The sequence below is a fragment of the Streptomyces paradoxus genome (assembly GCF_014202475.1).
Lineage (GTDB): Bacteria > Actinomycetota > Actinomycetes > Streptomycetales > Streptomycetaceae > Streptomyces > Streptomyces paradoxus.
Genome location: NZ_JACHGV010000015.1, coordinates 60,850 through 74,532, shown reverse-complemented (window position 1 = coordinate 74,532; position 13,683 = coordinate 60,850). Strand labels below are relative to the sequence as shown.

Below are 13,683 nucleotides of genomic sequence, written 5' to 3'. Positions count from 1 at the left end.
TGCGGCGGGCTGAGTCGTACAGGCGTCGGTGCGTAGGAGACGCAGGGCCGGCCGTGTGGTGACTGGGGGCCGCGGTTCTAGGCGCTCGGCGTCGACGGTGAGGACGACCAGGCGTAGGTCGGTGGTGTGGGTGTCGGGCAGGGCGAGGAAGCCGCCGACCGTCAGCGGGCCTTCGGTGAGACTGGTTTGGGCACCGGGGCGGCCGGGCTCGGAGGTCGACGGCCGCCCCGGGCGTCACGGGGTGGCGGTGTTCGTGTCGGCGGATGCCGTCCGGGCGGTGCTGACCTCGATTTCGTGGTGGCGCTGTTGGAGCTGGTCGATGGCCGTGTGGTCGGTCAGCGCCGTAGTGATCAGGGCGCGCTGGTACTCCATGCCGGCGTAGAAGCCGGCGTGATAGCGGCACTGGTCCTGCGCTTCGGTGCAGGCCGGGCAGTCTTCCCAGTCCAGCGGGTCGTACGGCGCGGTCTCCGGCGCGGGGAGTTTCCTCGTCGGCGGGATGGCGGCGGGGGAGTGGGGGCTGATGGTGAACAGGTCCTCGCGCCAGGTGTCGGTCATCGCGCGGAGGAAGTCGGCCAGGGCCGCCGCGATCTGCGGGTGGTGCTCGTAGAGCGACGCCCAGATCCGCCTGGCCTCGGTTGCCGGGTCGGACTTGCAGGCAGCTCGTAGGCCTCGCGGGCGTAGGCCCGGATGTTCTCGCGGCGTTCCTCCCAGGTGCTGGTGTCGATTCCGGCTTCCACGGCCGCGCCCAGGACCTGGGTGTCGTGGAGGAACTCCGGGGCCAGCAGCGACGCAGCGAGGGCTTCGGCTGCGGCGCGGTCGCAGCGGGCGAGCGCGGCCACGGCCTGGTCGGTGAGGAAGGCGCTGCTGCGGGTCCAGATGTCGGCGTTGCTGAACGCGGTGGCCAGCATCCGAGCGCGCAGGCGCGTGAGGTTGGTGGTGGTGTCCGTCATAGGGGGCTCCGTCGGGTGATGGGCTGGTGCTGCGGGGCGGCCGGAGCCGGTGTCGATGGCCGCCCCGCAGGTCTGTGTGGAGGGGTTCCGGTGGTCAGCGGGCGGCGAGGGCGGCGCGGTGCTCCTGGCGGTGCTCGACGGCCGCGGGCTCGGCAAGGACCTTGACGTGCTGCGGTTCGCCGACGTCGCCGTGCTCGGAGCAGACGACGGCGAACTGTGTCCGGCCGGGGCAGCCGGAACCGGGATCGCGGGGCTGGCCGGAGGGCTTCACCACGTGGTCGCAGGGGCTGTTGTCGGCGTGCCTGGGGTCCACGCGGACGGTGATGCGGGCCATGAAGGGGGTCCTCCTTGTCGGAGACGAGCGAGCGCCGCGCCCGGACGGGAAGGTTGGGCGCGGCGCTCCGGGGTGGTGCTACTGAGGGGTGGCGTCGGTGACTACGAGGAACTGATCGGTGGCCAGGTCCATCACGACCCAGGCGTTCGTGCCCTGAGCGCGCTTGGCGGCGGCGTATTCGTCGGCGGGCCAGGAGCCGCGGGGGCCTCCGGCGGGGAATCGCTCCAGGACCGTGCGGGACTGCGCGGTGGTCGTGGTCATCACCCATCACCGCCGTTCACGCGCTCGTGGATCTCGATCAGCGTGCCGATGGTGTCGGGGCTCTCCGCCTCGCCGACCCACTGCCCGAGGGCGGTGAACACGGGCACGGCGTCGGTGTCGGCGTCGAACACCACGACGTAGTCGCCGTACCTGTCGAGAACCATCTCCTGGAGTGGGCGGGCCGGTGCGGTGGCCAGGACCTCCAGGGCGTCGACGGTGAGCCGGGCGGGCTCCGTCGGCTTGTCGGGCTGGGTGAGGACACCGGAGACGTGCAGCAGGTCGCCGGGCTGGATCTCGGTGAGCAGCGCGTGCACGATCCCGGGTTTGGTGGTGGTGCAGGACCAGATCACGTCGTCCACGGCGTCGTCGGTGGGGGAGACGATCAGCTGGAACTGGGCGGTGTACGGCGCGGCGCCGGGTGTGGGGACGGTGTCGAGGAAGCCGTCGACGGTGAGGTTCTTGGTGTCCATCAGATCGCCTCCGCCCGGGCGGTGGTGCGGTGGGCTGCGTCGTAGGCGTCCAGGACGGCCTTGGCCGGGTTGCCCTTGTCGGCGACCTGGTAACCGTTGGCGCGCGCCCACGTCCGGATCGCGGCCAGCTCTTCCTTGCTGCGCTTGCGGGTCGCGGCCGGGGCCGTGGCGGGGGTCAGGGGCGTGGCGTCCTGTACCGCCGTGGCGGCGCGGCCGCCGGCCTTCATCGCGCGCAGCTGCGCCCGCGCGGCTTCCAGTTCGGCCGCGGCCTTGGCGACACGCTCTTCTGCCTCCCGTTGCGCAGCGTCGGCGGCGCGGCGTTCCGTCAGCTCGGTGAGGTCGCTGCGGGCGCGGGCGGCCCGGTTGCGGATGCTGGCGGCGGGGTGGTTCTCCGCCCAGGAGAGCAGGGCCTCGATCCCGTCGGTGCCCGCCATGCCGTCAGGCGCCTGGGCAGCCACCTCCGGGCTGCTGGTGCTGTCGTCCGTGTCCGGGGTCGGGACGGTGGTGGGGGTGGGCAGGTCGGCGTGCTTCACGGCGTCGGCGAGCTCGCTTTCCGACAGTCCGAGCGTGCTGCGGACGTGCTCGGGGCTGTCACCGTTCTTGAGCATGGAAGCGGCGGTGGCAGTGAAGGCGTTGACGGTCATGGAATCTCCGGTGCAGGTGTCAGGGTTGGCCAGGTGCGGAAGCAGCCGCACGAGGTCGTCTTCGGCGCAGGGCAGTCCGAGGGCGCCCAGCAGGTCGGCCAGGTCGTCCTTGTCGCGGGCGTTCCGGGCGACCACCAGGGAGGCGGCGGTCGACTGGTCGCTGCCGAGCGGGGTGAGTTCGAGGGCCTCGGCTTCGAGGGCCTCTTTCATGTCGGTGAACATCGACTGGCCCTCCTACGCGGCGGCGGTGCGGGGCTTGCGCTGGGCGATGTCCAGCAGCTCGCGGTTGCGCTTGCGCTGGGCGTCGGTGAGGGGCCGGGCCTTCGCGCCGTGCCGGTGCCAGAGCGGGGACGCGGGCGGTTCCGGGTAGGCGAGGGCGTGGTCGACGTCGCGTTGGGTGTTACTCATGGGAGCCTCCAGGCGGAGGAGTCAGGCGTGGTCGTCGCCTTGGCCCTCGGACTTGGGCTTCGGCTTGACGTCGGAGGCGAACCGCCCAAGGCGGGCCTCAACGGGGTTGGCGGCTATCCAGCTCTCGGCGCACGCCTTGTGCACGGGCTCTTCGGAGTGCGAGCGCATCGGTGTGGGCCTCCCGCACAACACGCAGGGCAGGTCCTTCCAGCGGTCGAAGTGCCGAGCGTCGCGCCATTCCAGGAGGCCGCTGGGAGCCGGGATCAGGCCCGGCTCGAACGGCGACTCCTTCTTGCTGGGACGTCCCTTCATGGCCTGAAGCCGGGCAACTGCTGGAACACCTGCGCCACCAGGTCCGGCGTTGGCTTCCAGGCCGGAAGTGCGCCCGTGGCAGTCACGGGCAGGGCGAGCTCCTGGACGTCGGCTAGGACCAGGTGGTGCGCGCCGCGCTCCGCCCACGGGCTTGTGCACCGCGCGGGCCCCAGGTCCAGGTGGCAGTCGATGAGGCGGGCGACGCCGATGACCGCGCCCAGGTGCAGTTCGCGGCCGCGGATCGCGGTGGCGACCAGCGGGTCGCGCAGCACGGCGGGCTCCGGCTTCCTCTTTCCGGCGTGGATCATGACCCAGCCCTGCCACGACCAGTGCCGTGGCCTGTTTTCCGGGCTCTTCCCGGGGAGGATGCAGGTCGCCCAGGGCTGGCGGATCGTGATGCCGCGGATCCAGTCGCCCTCGGGCAGGGTGGCGATGCTCATGCGGCACGCCCCCACAAACCGGTGCCCGGCCGTCCGGCCCGGCGACCGTTGATGGACGGCGCGGTGGCGTGCTGCCCCGTCGCGAGGACCGCGCGGCCGGAGTGCTTGCCGTCGTACAGAGCGGCATCGGCCGCCCTCTGCAACGCCGTCAGGTCGCGGGTGCCGATCGCGTCCGGCGTCGCGGCGCCGATCGAGGCGGCGGCGTCGACGGTGCGGCCGTCGTCCAGGACGACCGGCGCGTGCAGCATCTGGACCAGCTGCGCCAGGCGGTGTTCGCGGCGGGTGGCGGGCAGCTCCAGGACGACTGCGAACCCATCGCCTCCGAGCCTGCCCACGGACGCGTGCGGGCCTGCCCACGCGGTGAGCCGGGCGCCGAAGGTCGTGAGGACGGCGTCGCCTGCCGGGTGGCCCATCGTGTCGTTCACGGCCTTGAAGTGGTCGGCGTCGACCATGACCAGGGCCGTGTCGTCCCCGTGGCGGGCCAGGAGCCGTCGGGCGCGGGCGGTGTAGGCGTCGCGGCGCAGGAGGCCGGTCAGCGGGTCGCGGCGGGTGGCGGCGAGCTGCTTGTGCAGCGCGACGGCGTGGACCACCCAGCCGGTCAACGGTACGGCGGCGGTCGTCAGTAAGAGGGTGCGCTGGCCGATCCGGCCGTGAACGCGCAGGAGGGGCGACATACTTGGGTTCTCCGTCTCGTTTCGTGCGGGATGGATGGGCCCGGGACAGTCGTCTAGCCGCCAAGCAAGTGCGGCTGTCCCGGGGCGGAGCTACAGCGCGAAGTCGCTGCGGGTGGTCCAGCTGACGGGGTTGTGCCAAGGGCCGGACCTCGCGGCGGGCCATTCCATCTGCCAGCCGAGCCGAAGCCCGCGCGCTCCCCAGCTGTCCGGCTGCTTGCCGGGGATCTCGTGTCCGGCCGTGTGCGCGGCGAGCGCGGCGTCGTACACCTCGTGCGCGCGGCGCAGGGCTGCGGCCGGGGAGTCGGCGACGCCGGTGAAGACGTGCACGCCGTGCCGGTCGGGGTTGGTGGTGTCGTGTATCGGGACGTCAACCTCGTAGATACGCAGGTGCATGACGTCCAGCTCCTCTCTGTGCTCGGTGTTGAGGGACCACCGCGACCGCCCCGGCCTCCGTCGAACGGGGTCGGGGCGGCACGGAGCGTCCGTCACGCCGGTGAGGGTGGGTCAGAACTCCAGGTGGATCGTGATCGGGCGCCGGGGGTCACCGGCGCTGGTGTGGGCGGTGCGGCGGTGCGCGGCGAGGCCGGCGCCCCCGCCTTGGATCGGGAGGTGACACTGCGGACAACCGCGCCACCACTCATCCCCGGCCGGGAGGTCGGCCGGGGTGAGCGGGTGCGGGTGCGGGCCCGTTCGGCCGCGCGGCTTATGCGACCGCGTTGGCGTACTGCGCTTCCAGGTCCGCGCGGCCCGCGGGGTCGTCGTCGACGCCGTCACCGTGGGCGGTGCAGATGATGTCCGGGTCGTTGTCCATGGCGCCGGTCAGCGCCTTGTGCAGGTCGGTAACCGAGTAGACCGGCGCCCACGCCTGGCCGGCGCACTCCGGGTCGAAGGGGCAGGGCAGCAGGACGTCGAAGCCGAAGTCGCCCTCGCCGTCGACGTCGTCGCGGAACGCCAGAGTGAGGTGCTGCTCCCCGAGGTGGATCTCCGCAATGCGGTCCCGGCCGGTGACCAGGTCCGAGTCCGGCCGCCACTGCCACAGCGGCAGGGTCTTCGGGCCGAAGAAGCGGCGGACCAGGAGCAGGTCGCCCAAGCCCTCGCTGCCGTCGCGCCCGAGGTCGGCCTCCCTGGCCTGCGAGAGCCGCTTCAGGAACGGCTCCAGCCGGTGGAGGTTATCGGCGAAGACGATGGTGTTGAACCCTTCGGCGGCCAGCCGCTGGTGCGAGTACGTCATAGCCTGGTGCTGGGCACGGACGACGTCCTCGGGCACGCGCCGGTTGTCCGGGCGCGGGCCCTGCCGCTCCAGACACACCGACAGCGGCGTGGCGACGACGACCGCGACTGTCGGCATGCCGTGCCGCTTGGCGGCCATCACCAGCTCCACCCTGATGTGCTGCTCGCAATTGGTCGCGTCGATCACCGTGTTGAGCTTCCTGGCCATCCGGCGCTCCAGGATCAGCTTGAGGACGTCGGCGGCGTCGTCGGTCGCGTCCTGCCGGCCCGGGTCGTCACCGACGACGCCGCGCAGAGCATCGAGCGAGAGGACCTGGGAGGCCGGCCAGGTGCGGGCGAGCGTGGACTTGCCCGCTCCGGAGGCTCCGATCAGCACGATCAGCCCGTTCTCGGGCAGGTCCGGGTACAGCACCGAGGTCATACGTCGTCTCCTTGTGGGTGAAGGGAGCGGGCAGCCCAGTTCAGGCGCTGCCCGGCGTTGTCGGTGAGCAGGGCGGCGGCCTCGTGCAGGGGGCAGGAGGCGTCGCCGTCGCGGTCGGGCTCGATCTGTTCCGCCCGGCGGGCGGCGGCGGTGACCAGCTGCGCGAGCATCGGGAAGAGGCCGCCGGGGACGTCGATGTCCTCCTGGAGCTCGCGCAGGATCGCGGCGAGTTCCCCGGCGTCGACGTCGTCGGCGTTCAGGTCGTCCTCGATCTGCTGGAGGGCGAGCTGGGCGATGCCGACCGAGGCGCGCACCCGGTTCAGGCGGGTACGGGTGCGGCCGGTCACCGGGTGGTCGCCTTGGTGGTGGCGACCACGGCCGCGACCGTTTCCCAGCCGTGATGCCAGGCGGAGTCGAGGTGGAAGGCGCCGTTCATGCCGAAGTCGGCGAGCCTGTAGAAGTTGCCCTTGCCGGTCTTGGTGGCGATCTTCTCCAGCAGGCCTTTGCCCGGGACGCGTCGGTCCGCGGCGTAGTGGGTGCCGCAGGAGATGGCGAGCGCGGCCGCGGCGGCGGCCGGGTGGACCCGGATGCCGAGCGCGCGGGCGCCGGCCCCGGCGACGATCGCCTGCGTGGCCGTGTAGGACAGGCAGTGCTGAAGGCACGCCTTGCGGCCGTCGGCCGTGCCGTGGGTCGTCTTCTCCTCGGTGACCGGGTCCTGGTACGTGACCGGGTGGTCGTCGGAGGCGCCCTTCACGCGAGCACAGAAATCCGACTGGACCCAAAAATCTCCGACGGCGCTGGCGGCGCGGGTCAGTCCGAGCAGGGCGGCGAAGACGGCGGGACGGTGAGCATGCATGCTGGAGGCCTCCTGATCTCGAAGGGGTGAGGGAGCGGGCGGCCGGCCTCTTGCCGGTGCTGCGGCCGCCCGGGTGCGGCCCCGTCCCGGCCTGTGTGGCTGGGACGGGGGCCCGCGCTATGCGGCCAGCCGGTGGACGACCGGGCCGTGGACGCCATGTAGGTGTCGGGGCTGGGTTCGTAGCCCTTGTCGCAGGGGTCGCAGACGCCCTGGGTGCGCAGCGGTACTGGCGCAGAGCACTTGTTTTGCAGCTGCCGTATTCCTAGCGACCGCCTTGCTGGCGAGTTCGAGGCTGTGCCTACTAGGGGGCGGCACGCGAGTGCGGGCGCTGAACCGTGGCAGCTGGCGCCGTCCGCCGATTCCGCTGATCTCCATATCGACCTGCACCTACAGTGCAGAGACAGCAGTTGGTGAAACACTCGCGGACATGGTGGAAACGAGGTCGGCGTTTCGATGCAGGTAGCAGTCGAGCATCCCGATATGTCGGAAGAGGCACGCTTGGCTGCCTACAGCACTGTTTCCACCTCACTCGCCCTGCGAAGTGATTACCGGCTGGCCGAGCTTGTGGACGCCGCCGTGCCGCTCGGCTCCGGTATCGGCGGCAAGTCCGCGCTGATGGAGATCGACGGAAAGCCGGTCTTCGTGAAACGGGTGCCGCTCACGGACATGGAGCGGTTGCCGGAGCACGTACGGTCCACAGCCAACCTGTTCGGGCTGCCTACGTACTGCCAATACGGTGTCGGTGGGCCTAGTTTCGGTGCGTGGCGGGAGCTCGCGGTTCACACCATGACGACGAACTGGGTGCTCGGAGGGCAGTACCAGGGGTTCCCGGTGATGTACCACTGGCGCGTGCTGCCGGACACGACCGCTCTTCCTGAAGAACTCGCGGACGTGGAGCGGGCTGTGGCCTATTGGGGAGGTCGACCCGAGGTACGCCGTCGTATCGAGGCCCTTCAGCAGTCCTCTGCGAGCCTCGTGCTGTTTTTGGAGTACATCCCTCAGACGCTCCACGATTGGCTCACCGAGCAGGTGCAGGCGGGTGAAGAATCTGCCGACCGGGCTCTCTCCCTGGTGGAGCGCTCACTGGAAGCTGGCACGTCCTTCATGAACGCTCGCGGACTGCTGCACTTCGACGCCCATTTTCAGAACATCCTGACCGACGGCCGACGCCTCTACTTCACGGACTACGGCCTCGCCCTCTCCTCCCGATTCGATCTGACACCGTCCGAGACACGGTTCTACGAACTGCACCGGACCTACGATCGCTGCTACACGGTCAGCTGGCTGGTGAACTGGTTGATCACTGCTCTCTACGGATACGAGCGGAACGAACGCGTGGCACTCATTCACGCATGTGCCGGTGGGAAGGAACCACCGGGCGGATCACCGAAGGCCAGGGCGATCCTCTCCCGTCATGCCCCGCTCGCCGCAGTGCTGACGGACTTCTACCTCAAGATCCAGGAGGAGAGCAGGGAGAGCCCGTACCCCTTGAAGACGCTTCACCGGGTCCTCGAAGCGGACAGGTCAGGTCCCAGCTGAGCAGGCTTCAGGGGTCTACGCGGCTGGCGATGTAGTCGAGCCAGTCCCGCTTGGCGTATCCGGTCCAGCGGGTGGAGTTGCTGATGCTGGTGCCGGTGAAGTCGGCGAGGACAGATGCTGGTAGATCGGTGGCAAGCGCGAGACGAGCACTGTTACGGCTGGCGAGGGGTGCGATGCCGTGTCGACGGAGCTTCAAGTAGAGGTAGGTGGCTCCGAGAGCGCGGGCGGGCTCCTGCCCGGGGAACAGCCATGGTGTTGTGCTGGCCGTCTGGTCGAGCTGCCAGCGTTTCTGGCGCTGGTCGCGCAGTGCGCGGACCAGCTGAGCGACTTCGGGCGGCAGCAGCCTGGAGGCAGGAGTAGTACCTCCGGCGGCACTGGGGGCACGTGGACCTCGCGGCCATCGCCCGGTCCAGCGCCTCTTCCTGCGCGAGCGTCGGTGTCCGCTTCGGCCGGGCGAGTTCCACGCTGTAGAGCCAGGCCCGGGTGGGATGGATGCACGCCTGGTCGGGCCGGTACGAACACGCCGTGCAGCGCAGCACCGCCACTGGCCCGTGCCCGCCAGGGCTGAGGTTCAGCGCCCTTAACTGCCTGCGCGTGACCAGGCCCTCGGGAGCGGCGTTGCGGTCGTACTCCGGCAAGGTCCCGGCGCTGCGCGGCACCCGCTTCACCTCGCGGCGGCGCCTCTTCCGGGGGCGCGTCATCACCTGCTCCAGGCGCCGGGCAGCCGGTCGGGGCGGTGCGGGTAGCAGGGGCCGGGACGCTGCGGGCGGGGCCGGCCGATCCGGCGGCGCAGGCGGGGCACGGGCACGAGCGTTCCTCCAGTGGTCTGTGGACAGCGCTGCGCCCCGCCGACGTCGTGCTGGTGTCGGCGGGGCGCCACGTGCGGCCGGGCGGCCTGTCCGGTCCTCGCCGATCCCGGAGCGGGGTGGGCGAGGGCCAGGCAGAGCGTCAGGTCAGCGCTGGAGCGGGTGGATGTTGTCGGGACCGAGGTCGTCGCCCGCTGGGCTGGGGGCGGGGATGCTGGCGTGGAGGTGGAGCGCGGGGTTGAACTGGTACTGCGGCGGGTGGTTGTGCACGACGGGCCGGAGCGTCAGGCCGCGCAGGGCGAAGATGCTGGCCAGTGCCCACATGAGGGCGGCGAGCCCGGTGGCGGCGGCGCGGCCTCCGGCCGGGGCGGCGGACCAGATCACGGCGAGGCTTCCGATGCCGAACAGCAGCCAGGCGATGCGGGCGCCGGCGTTGCCGAAGAACCCGCCGACCAGACCGAGCAGCCCGGTTAGCTGCCAGAACGCGTACAGGGCGGCCGGGGCGACGGCCAGGTGCGCGGCCTGGTTGGCGAGGAAGAGCCGGACGGGCTGGTCGACCGTTCCCCACAGTCCGCTGCCGTCACCGGCGGCACTGGTGGCCGGGACGTCGGACAGGCCCTTGAGCGCGGCGGAGGCGATGCCGCCGGCGGCGTCCAGCATCATGATGATGAGGCTGAGTCCGCCGAACAGTGCGGCCGCCTTGATCCAGTTGGCGACCTCGTGCCAGCTGGCGTGCCGGGCCTGGGAGACCTCTTCCCACCGCTGGTAGAGGAAGCCACCCTCCTGCCAGGACTCCTTCCGTGCGCGCAGTTGAGCGAGTCGCCTGGTGCTGTGCTTGCCCGCCAGCTCGAGGACCGGCGGCGGGGGCGTCTGGTTGAGCAGGTCGAAGATGAACGGGTTCTCCAGGCCGTTGACCGGCTTGTCGTTGCTGGGCATGGCGTAGCTGCTCCTTCGGCGGAGGTGGTTGGTGAGCGGTGGTGGGCTGGCCGGAGCCGATCAGCGGATCTCGTTGCGGGTGCGGGCGAAGAACGCCCCGCGGGTGGTGCTGTTGTTGTGGATCTCGGTGTGGTGGGTGACCGGACCCTCGTAGACCGTCTTGGTGACGGGCGCGCGGGCCTTGCTGATCGCGCCGCCGATGGCGGTGGCGGCCATGGCCAGGCCAGCGAACGGCAGGGTGACCATCAGGACGCTGTTCAACGTGACGGAGGCCAGGCCCTGGAGCACGAGCCAGGCGCCGCAGCCGATGCCGGTGACTCCGGCGCCCACGCCGATGGAGGCAACGGCGATACCGGCCGCCCAGGCAGGGACGATCCGGTGGTCGGGCTGCGGCACGGGCGGGGCATCGCCGTAGACGGGCGGCTCGGTGTGATCGCGGAACGAGGTGGGGTGGTGGCGTACGGGCTTGCTCGCCCAGTCGTCAATCAGGCGGCGGGCTTCGGCCGCGGCCTCGGATGCGGGCATGCCGGACTGAGTGTTGTGCAGGGGGTCCATGGGGTCCTCCGATCACGCGGGAAGGGGAGCGCCCTCATGGCCGTGGTGACCGGGAGGGCGCGTGGGGGAGGGGCCGGGCGCAACGGCGAAGGGCGTCGCCGGAGTCGTGTCCGGCGGCGCGCTGCGCCGTTGCGCAGCAGGTGAGTTGGGGCTGGCGGGTGGGTAGTCACCGCACCTGCGCCGGGGGCATCCTCGATCCAACAGGCGCGGGGGAGGGGATCTGGTGGAGTTCGTCTTCGAGTGCGGGTGGTGCGGCGGGGACAACTTCTTCGTGGGCAAGCAGGTCGGCTTCTGGGTCGACAAGTGGGAGGTGCCCTCGGAGTGGGACTGCCGCTTCTGCGACGGGCTCAACTACACCCCCGACCCGCCGTGGACCGAGGCGTAGTTAGAAGCTGGAGATCAGTCCGGAAAGCGAGGCGAGGCCGCTGTTGATGGCCGGGGACAAGCCGGTAGCAGCGAGGGTAAAGCCGAACAGCGTGCAGGCCAGTGCCGAGCCGACGCGGACGTATCCGCCCTTGACCAGGACGACGACGATGATGCCCAGCAGCACGGCGGCCGAAATGGAGAGAGCCACGGCGGTGGTGCTCCTTCACGAGGGATCGGGTGGGGCCGGCCGCGCTCGGGAGGGCCGGCCCCGGGGATGGATGGGGTGTGATCAGGCGTCGGTGAGGTTCTTGATGGCTTCCAACGCCTGGCGGGGCGAGGCGACCTGCTCGGAGCGGCCGCCGCCCTTGGAGCCGCGCCCGCCTCCGCCGCCGCGCCGGCTGGAGTGGCCCTCGCCCTCGTCGTCCTCGTCGGGCTCGGGCCAGAACTCGCCGGGCCGTACGGGCTCGTTCCAGTCGAACCACAGGCCGCGCTTCTCCAACTCCGCGATCTCGTAGGCGGTGAGCCGGTTGACCTCGTCGGGGAACAGGTTGGACAGGTCGGTGTCGAAGTCCGCGTACAGCGACCGCATGAGCACGGCGCGGCCGTTGTCGAGGACGATGACCGCGACGCCGCCCGTGGAGACGCCGTTCTCCGGGTCAGCCTCGCCCTTCATGGCCCGCTCGATCGCGGAGCCCTCCTGGCGGGAGTAGCGGGCCGGGATGGTGGGCACGTCGTAGGCGTTCTCCATGGTGCCCTCCGCCGCCTTGCGGGTGGCGCCGGGCGAGCCCATGTTGAAGATGATCGGCCTTGAGTTCTGCCGCAGGTTGTCCTTCATCTCCGTGGAGAACCCGTTGTGTGCGAACGGCGACTGGCCGGCGGGGTTGAAGCCGATGCCGTACTTCAGCCCGGTGACCGTGAGGTCGTCGCCGTCCTTCTGGATGAACTCGCCGAAGTCCCCGTCCTGCGCCGCGGTCATGAACTCATCCGCGTACACGTTCAGCTGCCGGTAGGGGCAGCGCGTATCGCCGGGCTTGTAGTCGTGCGGCTGGCCGTCGTGCGGCCAGGGCATCTCTGCCCTGATCTCACACAGCGCCTTCGCCGCGCGCAGCTGCCGCGCCATCCACAGCGCGTTCGAGCCCTGCCTGTCGATGTACCGGCCGAGGACGGTGGTCTTCTCGTCCTTGCGGACGGTGGACAGCCACACCACCTGGCCGTCCAGGGACTGGGCGGCCATGTTGATCGCGAAGAACTGTGTTTTCCCGGAGCGGGACACCCCGAGGATCAGACCGTGCGCGGCTGCGTTCTTGTCGTGCTGGTACACCATCGTCTTCACCGGCTGGCCGGTGATGGTGAACCCGCACACATACATGCCCTTGGTGTCCGGGGTGAGCAGCTCACGGGTGGCGGGGAAGATCGCGCTGAGCGGCGGGGTGTCGAACGCGCTGATCAGGAACTCAGCTCCGTCGATGAGGACGAACACGCAGGAGTCGTCCTCGGGCAGGTTCAGCGCGCGGCAGACCTTGGCCAGGTCGATGCGCGGGGTCTCGGTGGAGTCGGCCATCTTCGCCCGGTAGAACGTCACCCCGCGTTCGTCGTCGCGGGTCTTGTGGACCAGCTCAGATCCGGGGGCTCCGCCCTTGGGCCCGCCGACCCGGTCCGTCCAGCGCTCCTGAGCGGTCGGCTTGGTGCGGCGCCGCTGGTTGGCATCCGGGGTGATGCGGGCCTCCATCCAGCCGGGCCCGCCCTGGCGGCCGGGCTGGATGGCGACCTCGGCTAGGACGACGTCGCTGGAGTGCACGCCGAACGGCGCGGCAACCGCGGCCTCCGTGAGACCGGTGATCGGCCGCCCGGTCTCCGAGGCGCGCAGCAGGATCGTCATGTCGTGCCGCTGACCGGCGTGCCGGGTGGCCTTGACGATGTGCGTGCGGCCGGGCATCCCGGCCTGCTCCCACAGCACCCTGGCGTCGCGGGTGAGCAGGTCGGCGCCGTCGTCCGGCTGTGCCACCGGCTCCTCGAGGACTTCGGCGGGCGCCGGCTGCGGGGCCGGGGCGGCGAGGGCGGGGCGGTGTCGGCGGCGGGTGTGGCGGGAGAACGGCATCACCAGGTAGCCGGCCGCCGCCCATCCGGCGGCGAGCAGCCCGTCCATCCCGTACGGACCCCAGCCGGTGGTGTGCCCGGCGGCGACGTCGACGGCGGCGGCCAGGACCAGCGGGGACCAGCGCAGGATCTTGCGTCCGGCGCCGGGCTCATCGCTCTTGGCGGCGAGGAACCAGCCGCCGATCCCGGCGGCGCCGGCCAGTTGCACGACCTGGTTGACGGGGCTGTCGGGGTAGAGGTTCGGGGCCACGGCCAGCACGGGCGCGGCGAGGGTGTAAGCGAGGCGTTCGAGCGCGACACTGCGCGGCGTGGTCACCGGCTTCTCCTTCGGGACAACGGGACGGGCGGCCCCGCGAGTTGTCGCGGGGCCGCCCGTGGCTGGGG

The 13,683-nt window shown here is 71.0% G+C and carries 22 protein-coding genes; 2 read left to right on the top strand and 20 right to left on the bottom strand.

The window, feature by feature from the left end:
- Positions 1-234 precede the first annotated feature (234 nt).
- The 14 genes from HNR57_RS34415 to HNR57_RS34350 all read right to left on the bottom strand — a co-directional run bounded on the left by HNR57_RS34415 (position 235) and on the right by HNR57_RS34350 (position 7,000).
- On the bottom strand, positions 235-555 hold the full coding sequence (locus HNR57_RS34415) for a hypothetical protein (RefSeq protein WP_184566471.1): 321 nt from the start codon (positions 553-555) through the stop codon (positions 235-237).
- Entirely contained in the window at positions 552-950 is a 399-nt protein-coding gene (locus HNR57_RS34410) for a hypothetical protein (protein ID WP_184566469.1), read from the bottom strand. Before HNR57_RS34410 ends, HNR57_RS34415 begins: the two co-directional genes overlap by 4 nt.
- Positions 951-1,044: 94 nt before the next feature.
- Positions 1,045-1,284 carry a hypothetical protein gene (locus tag HNR57_RS34405; protein ID WP_184566467.1) on the bottom strand — a complete coding sequence of 80 codons (240 nt, stop codon included), beginning with the start codon at positions 1,282-1,284 and terminating at the stop codon, positions 1,045-1,047.
- A gap of 78 nt (positions 1,285-1,362) precedes the next feature.
- Positions 1,363-1,545, bottom strand: coding sequence for a DUF8839 family protein (locus tag HNR57_RS34400; RefSeq protein WP_184566465.1), 183 nt, complete (start codon positions 1,543-1,545; stop codon positions 1,363-1,365).
- Positions 1,545-2,015: a hypothetical protein gene (locus tag HNR57_RS34395; RefSeq protein ID WP_184566463.1), complete on the bottom strand. Its 471-nt coding sequence runs from the start codon at positions 2,013-2,015 to the stop codon at positions 1,545-1,547. The genes HNR57_RS34400 and HNR57_RS34395 overlap by 1 nt, the downstream gene beginning before the upstream one ends.
- Positions 2,015-2,881 (bottom strand): Lsr2 family DNA-binding protein, encoded by an 867-nt coding sequence (locus HNR57_RS34390; RefSeq protein ID WP_184566461.1) that lies wholly within the window; start codon positions 2,879-2,881, stop codon positions 2,015-2,017. Before HNR57_RS34390 ends, HNR57_RS34395 begins: the two co-directional genes overlap by 1 nt.
- A 12-nt stretch (positions 2,882-2,893) precedes the next feature.
- Positions 2,894-3,067 carry a hypothetical protein gene (locus HNR57_RS34385; RefSeq protein WP_184566453.1) on the bottom strand — a complete coding sequence of 58 codons (174 nt, stop codon included), beginning with the start codon at positions 3,065-3,067 and terminating at the stop codon, positions 2,894-2,896.
- A gap of 21 nt (positions 3,068-3,088) precedes the next feature.
- A complete protein-coding gene (locus tag HNR57_RS34380) occupies positions 3,089-3,379 on the bottom strand; it encodes a hypothetical protein (protein WP_184566451.1) in 291 nt (96 codons plus the stop codon).
- Positions 3,376-3,819 carry an ASCH domain-containing protein gene (locus HNR57_RS34375; protein ID WP_184566450.1) on the bottom strand — a complete coding sequence of 148 codons (444 nt, stop codon included), beginning with the start codon at positions 3,817-3,819 and terminating at the stop codon, positions 3,376-3,378. Before HNR57_RS34375 ends, HNR57_RS34380 begins: the two co-directional genes overlap by 4 nt.
- Positions 3,816-4,493, bottom strand: a complete 678-nt coding sequence (locus tag HNR57_RS34370) for a GGDEF domain-containing protein (protein ID WP_184566447.1) — start codon at positions 4,491-4,493, stop codon at positions 3,816-3,818. Before HNR57_RS34370 ends, HNR57_RS34375 begins: the two co-directional genes overlap by 4 nt.
- 90 nt (positions 4,494-4,583) lie before the next feature.
- The gene (locus HNR57_RS34365) at positions 4,584-4,886 is read right to left on the bottom strand and encodes a hypothetical protein (RefSeq protein ID WP_184566445.1); all 303 of its coding nucleotides are present in this window, start codon (positions 4,884-4,886) and stop codon (positions 4,584-4,586) included.
- Between the two features lie 310 nt (positions 4,887-5,196).
- The gene (locus HNR57_RS34360; RefSeq protein ID WP_184566443.1) at positions 5,197-6,144 is read right to left on the bottom strand and encodes an ATP-binding protein; all 948 of its coding nucleotides are present in this window, start codon (positions 6,142-6,144) and stop codon (positions 5,197-5,199) included.
- Entirely contained in the window at positions 6,141-6,491 is a 351-nt protein-coding gene (locus tag HNR57_RS34355) for a hypothetical protein (protein ID WP_184566441.1), read from the bottom strand. Before HNR57_RS34355 ends, HNR57_RS34360 begins: the two co-directional genes overlap by 4 nt.
- Positions 6,488-7,000 carry a hypothetical protein gene (locus tag HNR57_RS34350; protein ID WP_184566439.1) on the bottom strand — a complete coding sequence of 171 codons (513 nt, stop codon included), beginning with the start codon at positions 6,998-7,000 and terminating at the stop codon, positions 6,488-6,490. The genes HNR57_RS34355 and HNR57_RS34350 overlap by 4 nt, the downstream gene beginning before the upstream one ends.
- Before the next feature lie 453 nt (positions 7,001-7,453).
- Between HNR57_RS34350 and HNR57_RS34345 the strand changes: the two genes are divergently transcribed.
- On the top strand, positions 7,454-8,539 hold the full coding sequence (locus HNR57_RS34345) for a protein kinase family protein (protein WP_246555227.1): 1,086 nt from the start codon (positions 7,454-7,456) through the stop codon (positions 8,537-8,539).
- Between the two features lie 7 nt (positions 8,540-8,546).
- Here HNR57_RS34345 and HNR57_RS39965 read toward each other — a convergent pair whose 3' ends face one another.
- The 4 genes from HNR57_RS39965 to HNR57_RS34330 all read right to left on the bottom strand — a co-directional run bounded on the left by HNR57_RS39965 (position 8,547) and on the right by HNR57_RS34330 (position 10,836).
- Entirely contained in the window at positions 8,547-8,735 is a 189-nt protein-coding gene (locus tag HNR57_RS39965) for a hypothetical protein (RefSeq protein WP_246555225.1), read from the bottom strand.
- The gene (locus tag HNR57_RS40430; protein WP_281403934.1) at positions 8,692-9,240 is read right to left on the bottom strand and encodes an RRQRL motif-containing zinc-binding protein; all 549 of its coding nucleotides are present in this window, start codon (positions 9,238-9,240) and stop codon (positions 8,692-8,694) included. Before HNR57_RS40430 ends, HNR57_RS39965 begins: the two co-directional genes overlap by 44 nt.
- 252 nt (positions 9,241-9,492) lie before the next feature.
- Positions 9,493-10,281, bottom strand: a complete 789-nt coding sequence (locus tag HNR57_RS34335; protein ID WP_184566437.1) for a hypothetical protein — start codon at positions 10,279-10,281, stop codon at positions 9,493-9,495.
- 60 nt (positions 10,282-10,341) lie between these two features.
- The gene (locus HNR57_RS34330) at positions 10,342-10,836 is read right to left on the bottom strand and encodes a hypothetical protein (protein ID WP_184566435.1); all 495 of its coding nucleotides are present in this window, start codon (positions 10,834-10,836) and stop codon (positions 10,342-10,344) included.
- 223 nt (positions 10,837-11,059) lie between these two features.
- On the opposite strand from HNR57_RS34330, the gene HNR57_RS34325 reads away from it, so the two are divergent.
- Entirely contained in the window at positions 11,060-11,221 is a 162-nt protein-coding gene (locus HNR57_RS34325) for a hypothetical protein (protein WP_167459353.1), read from the top strand.
- Here the strand turns inward: HNR57_RS34325 and HNR57_RS34320 are convergent, their stop codons facing one another.
- Positions 11,222-11,410, bottom strand: a complete 189-nt coding sequence (locus HNR57_RS34320; RefSeq protein ID WP_184566433.1) for a hypothetical protein — start codon at positions 11,408-11,410, stop codon at positions 11,222-11,224. It abuts the gene before it with no gap.
- A gap of 81 nt (positions 11,411-11,491) precedes the next feature.
- Positions 11,492-13,615: a chromosome segregation protein ParM gene (locus HNR57_RS34315; protein ID WP_184566431.1), complete on the bottom strand. Its 2,124-nt coding sequence runs from the start codon at positions 13,613-13,615 to the stop codon at positions 11,492-11,494.
- Positions 13,616-13,683: the final 68 nt, after the last annotated feature.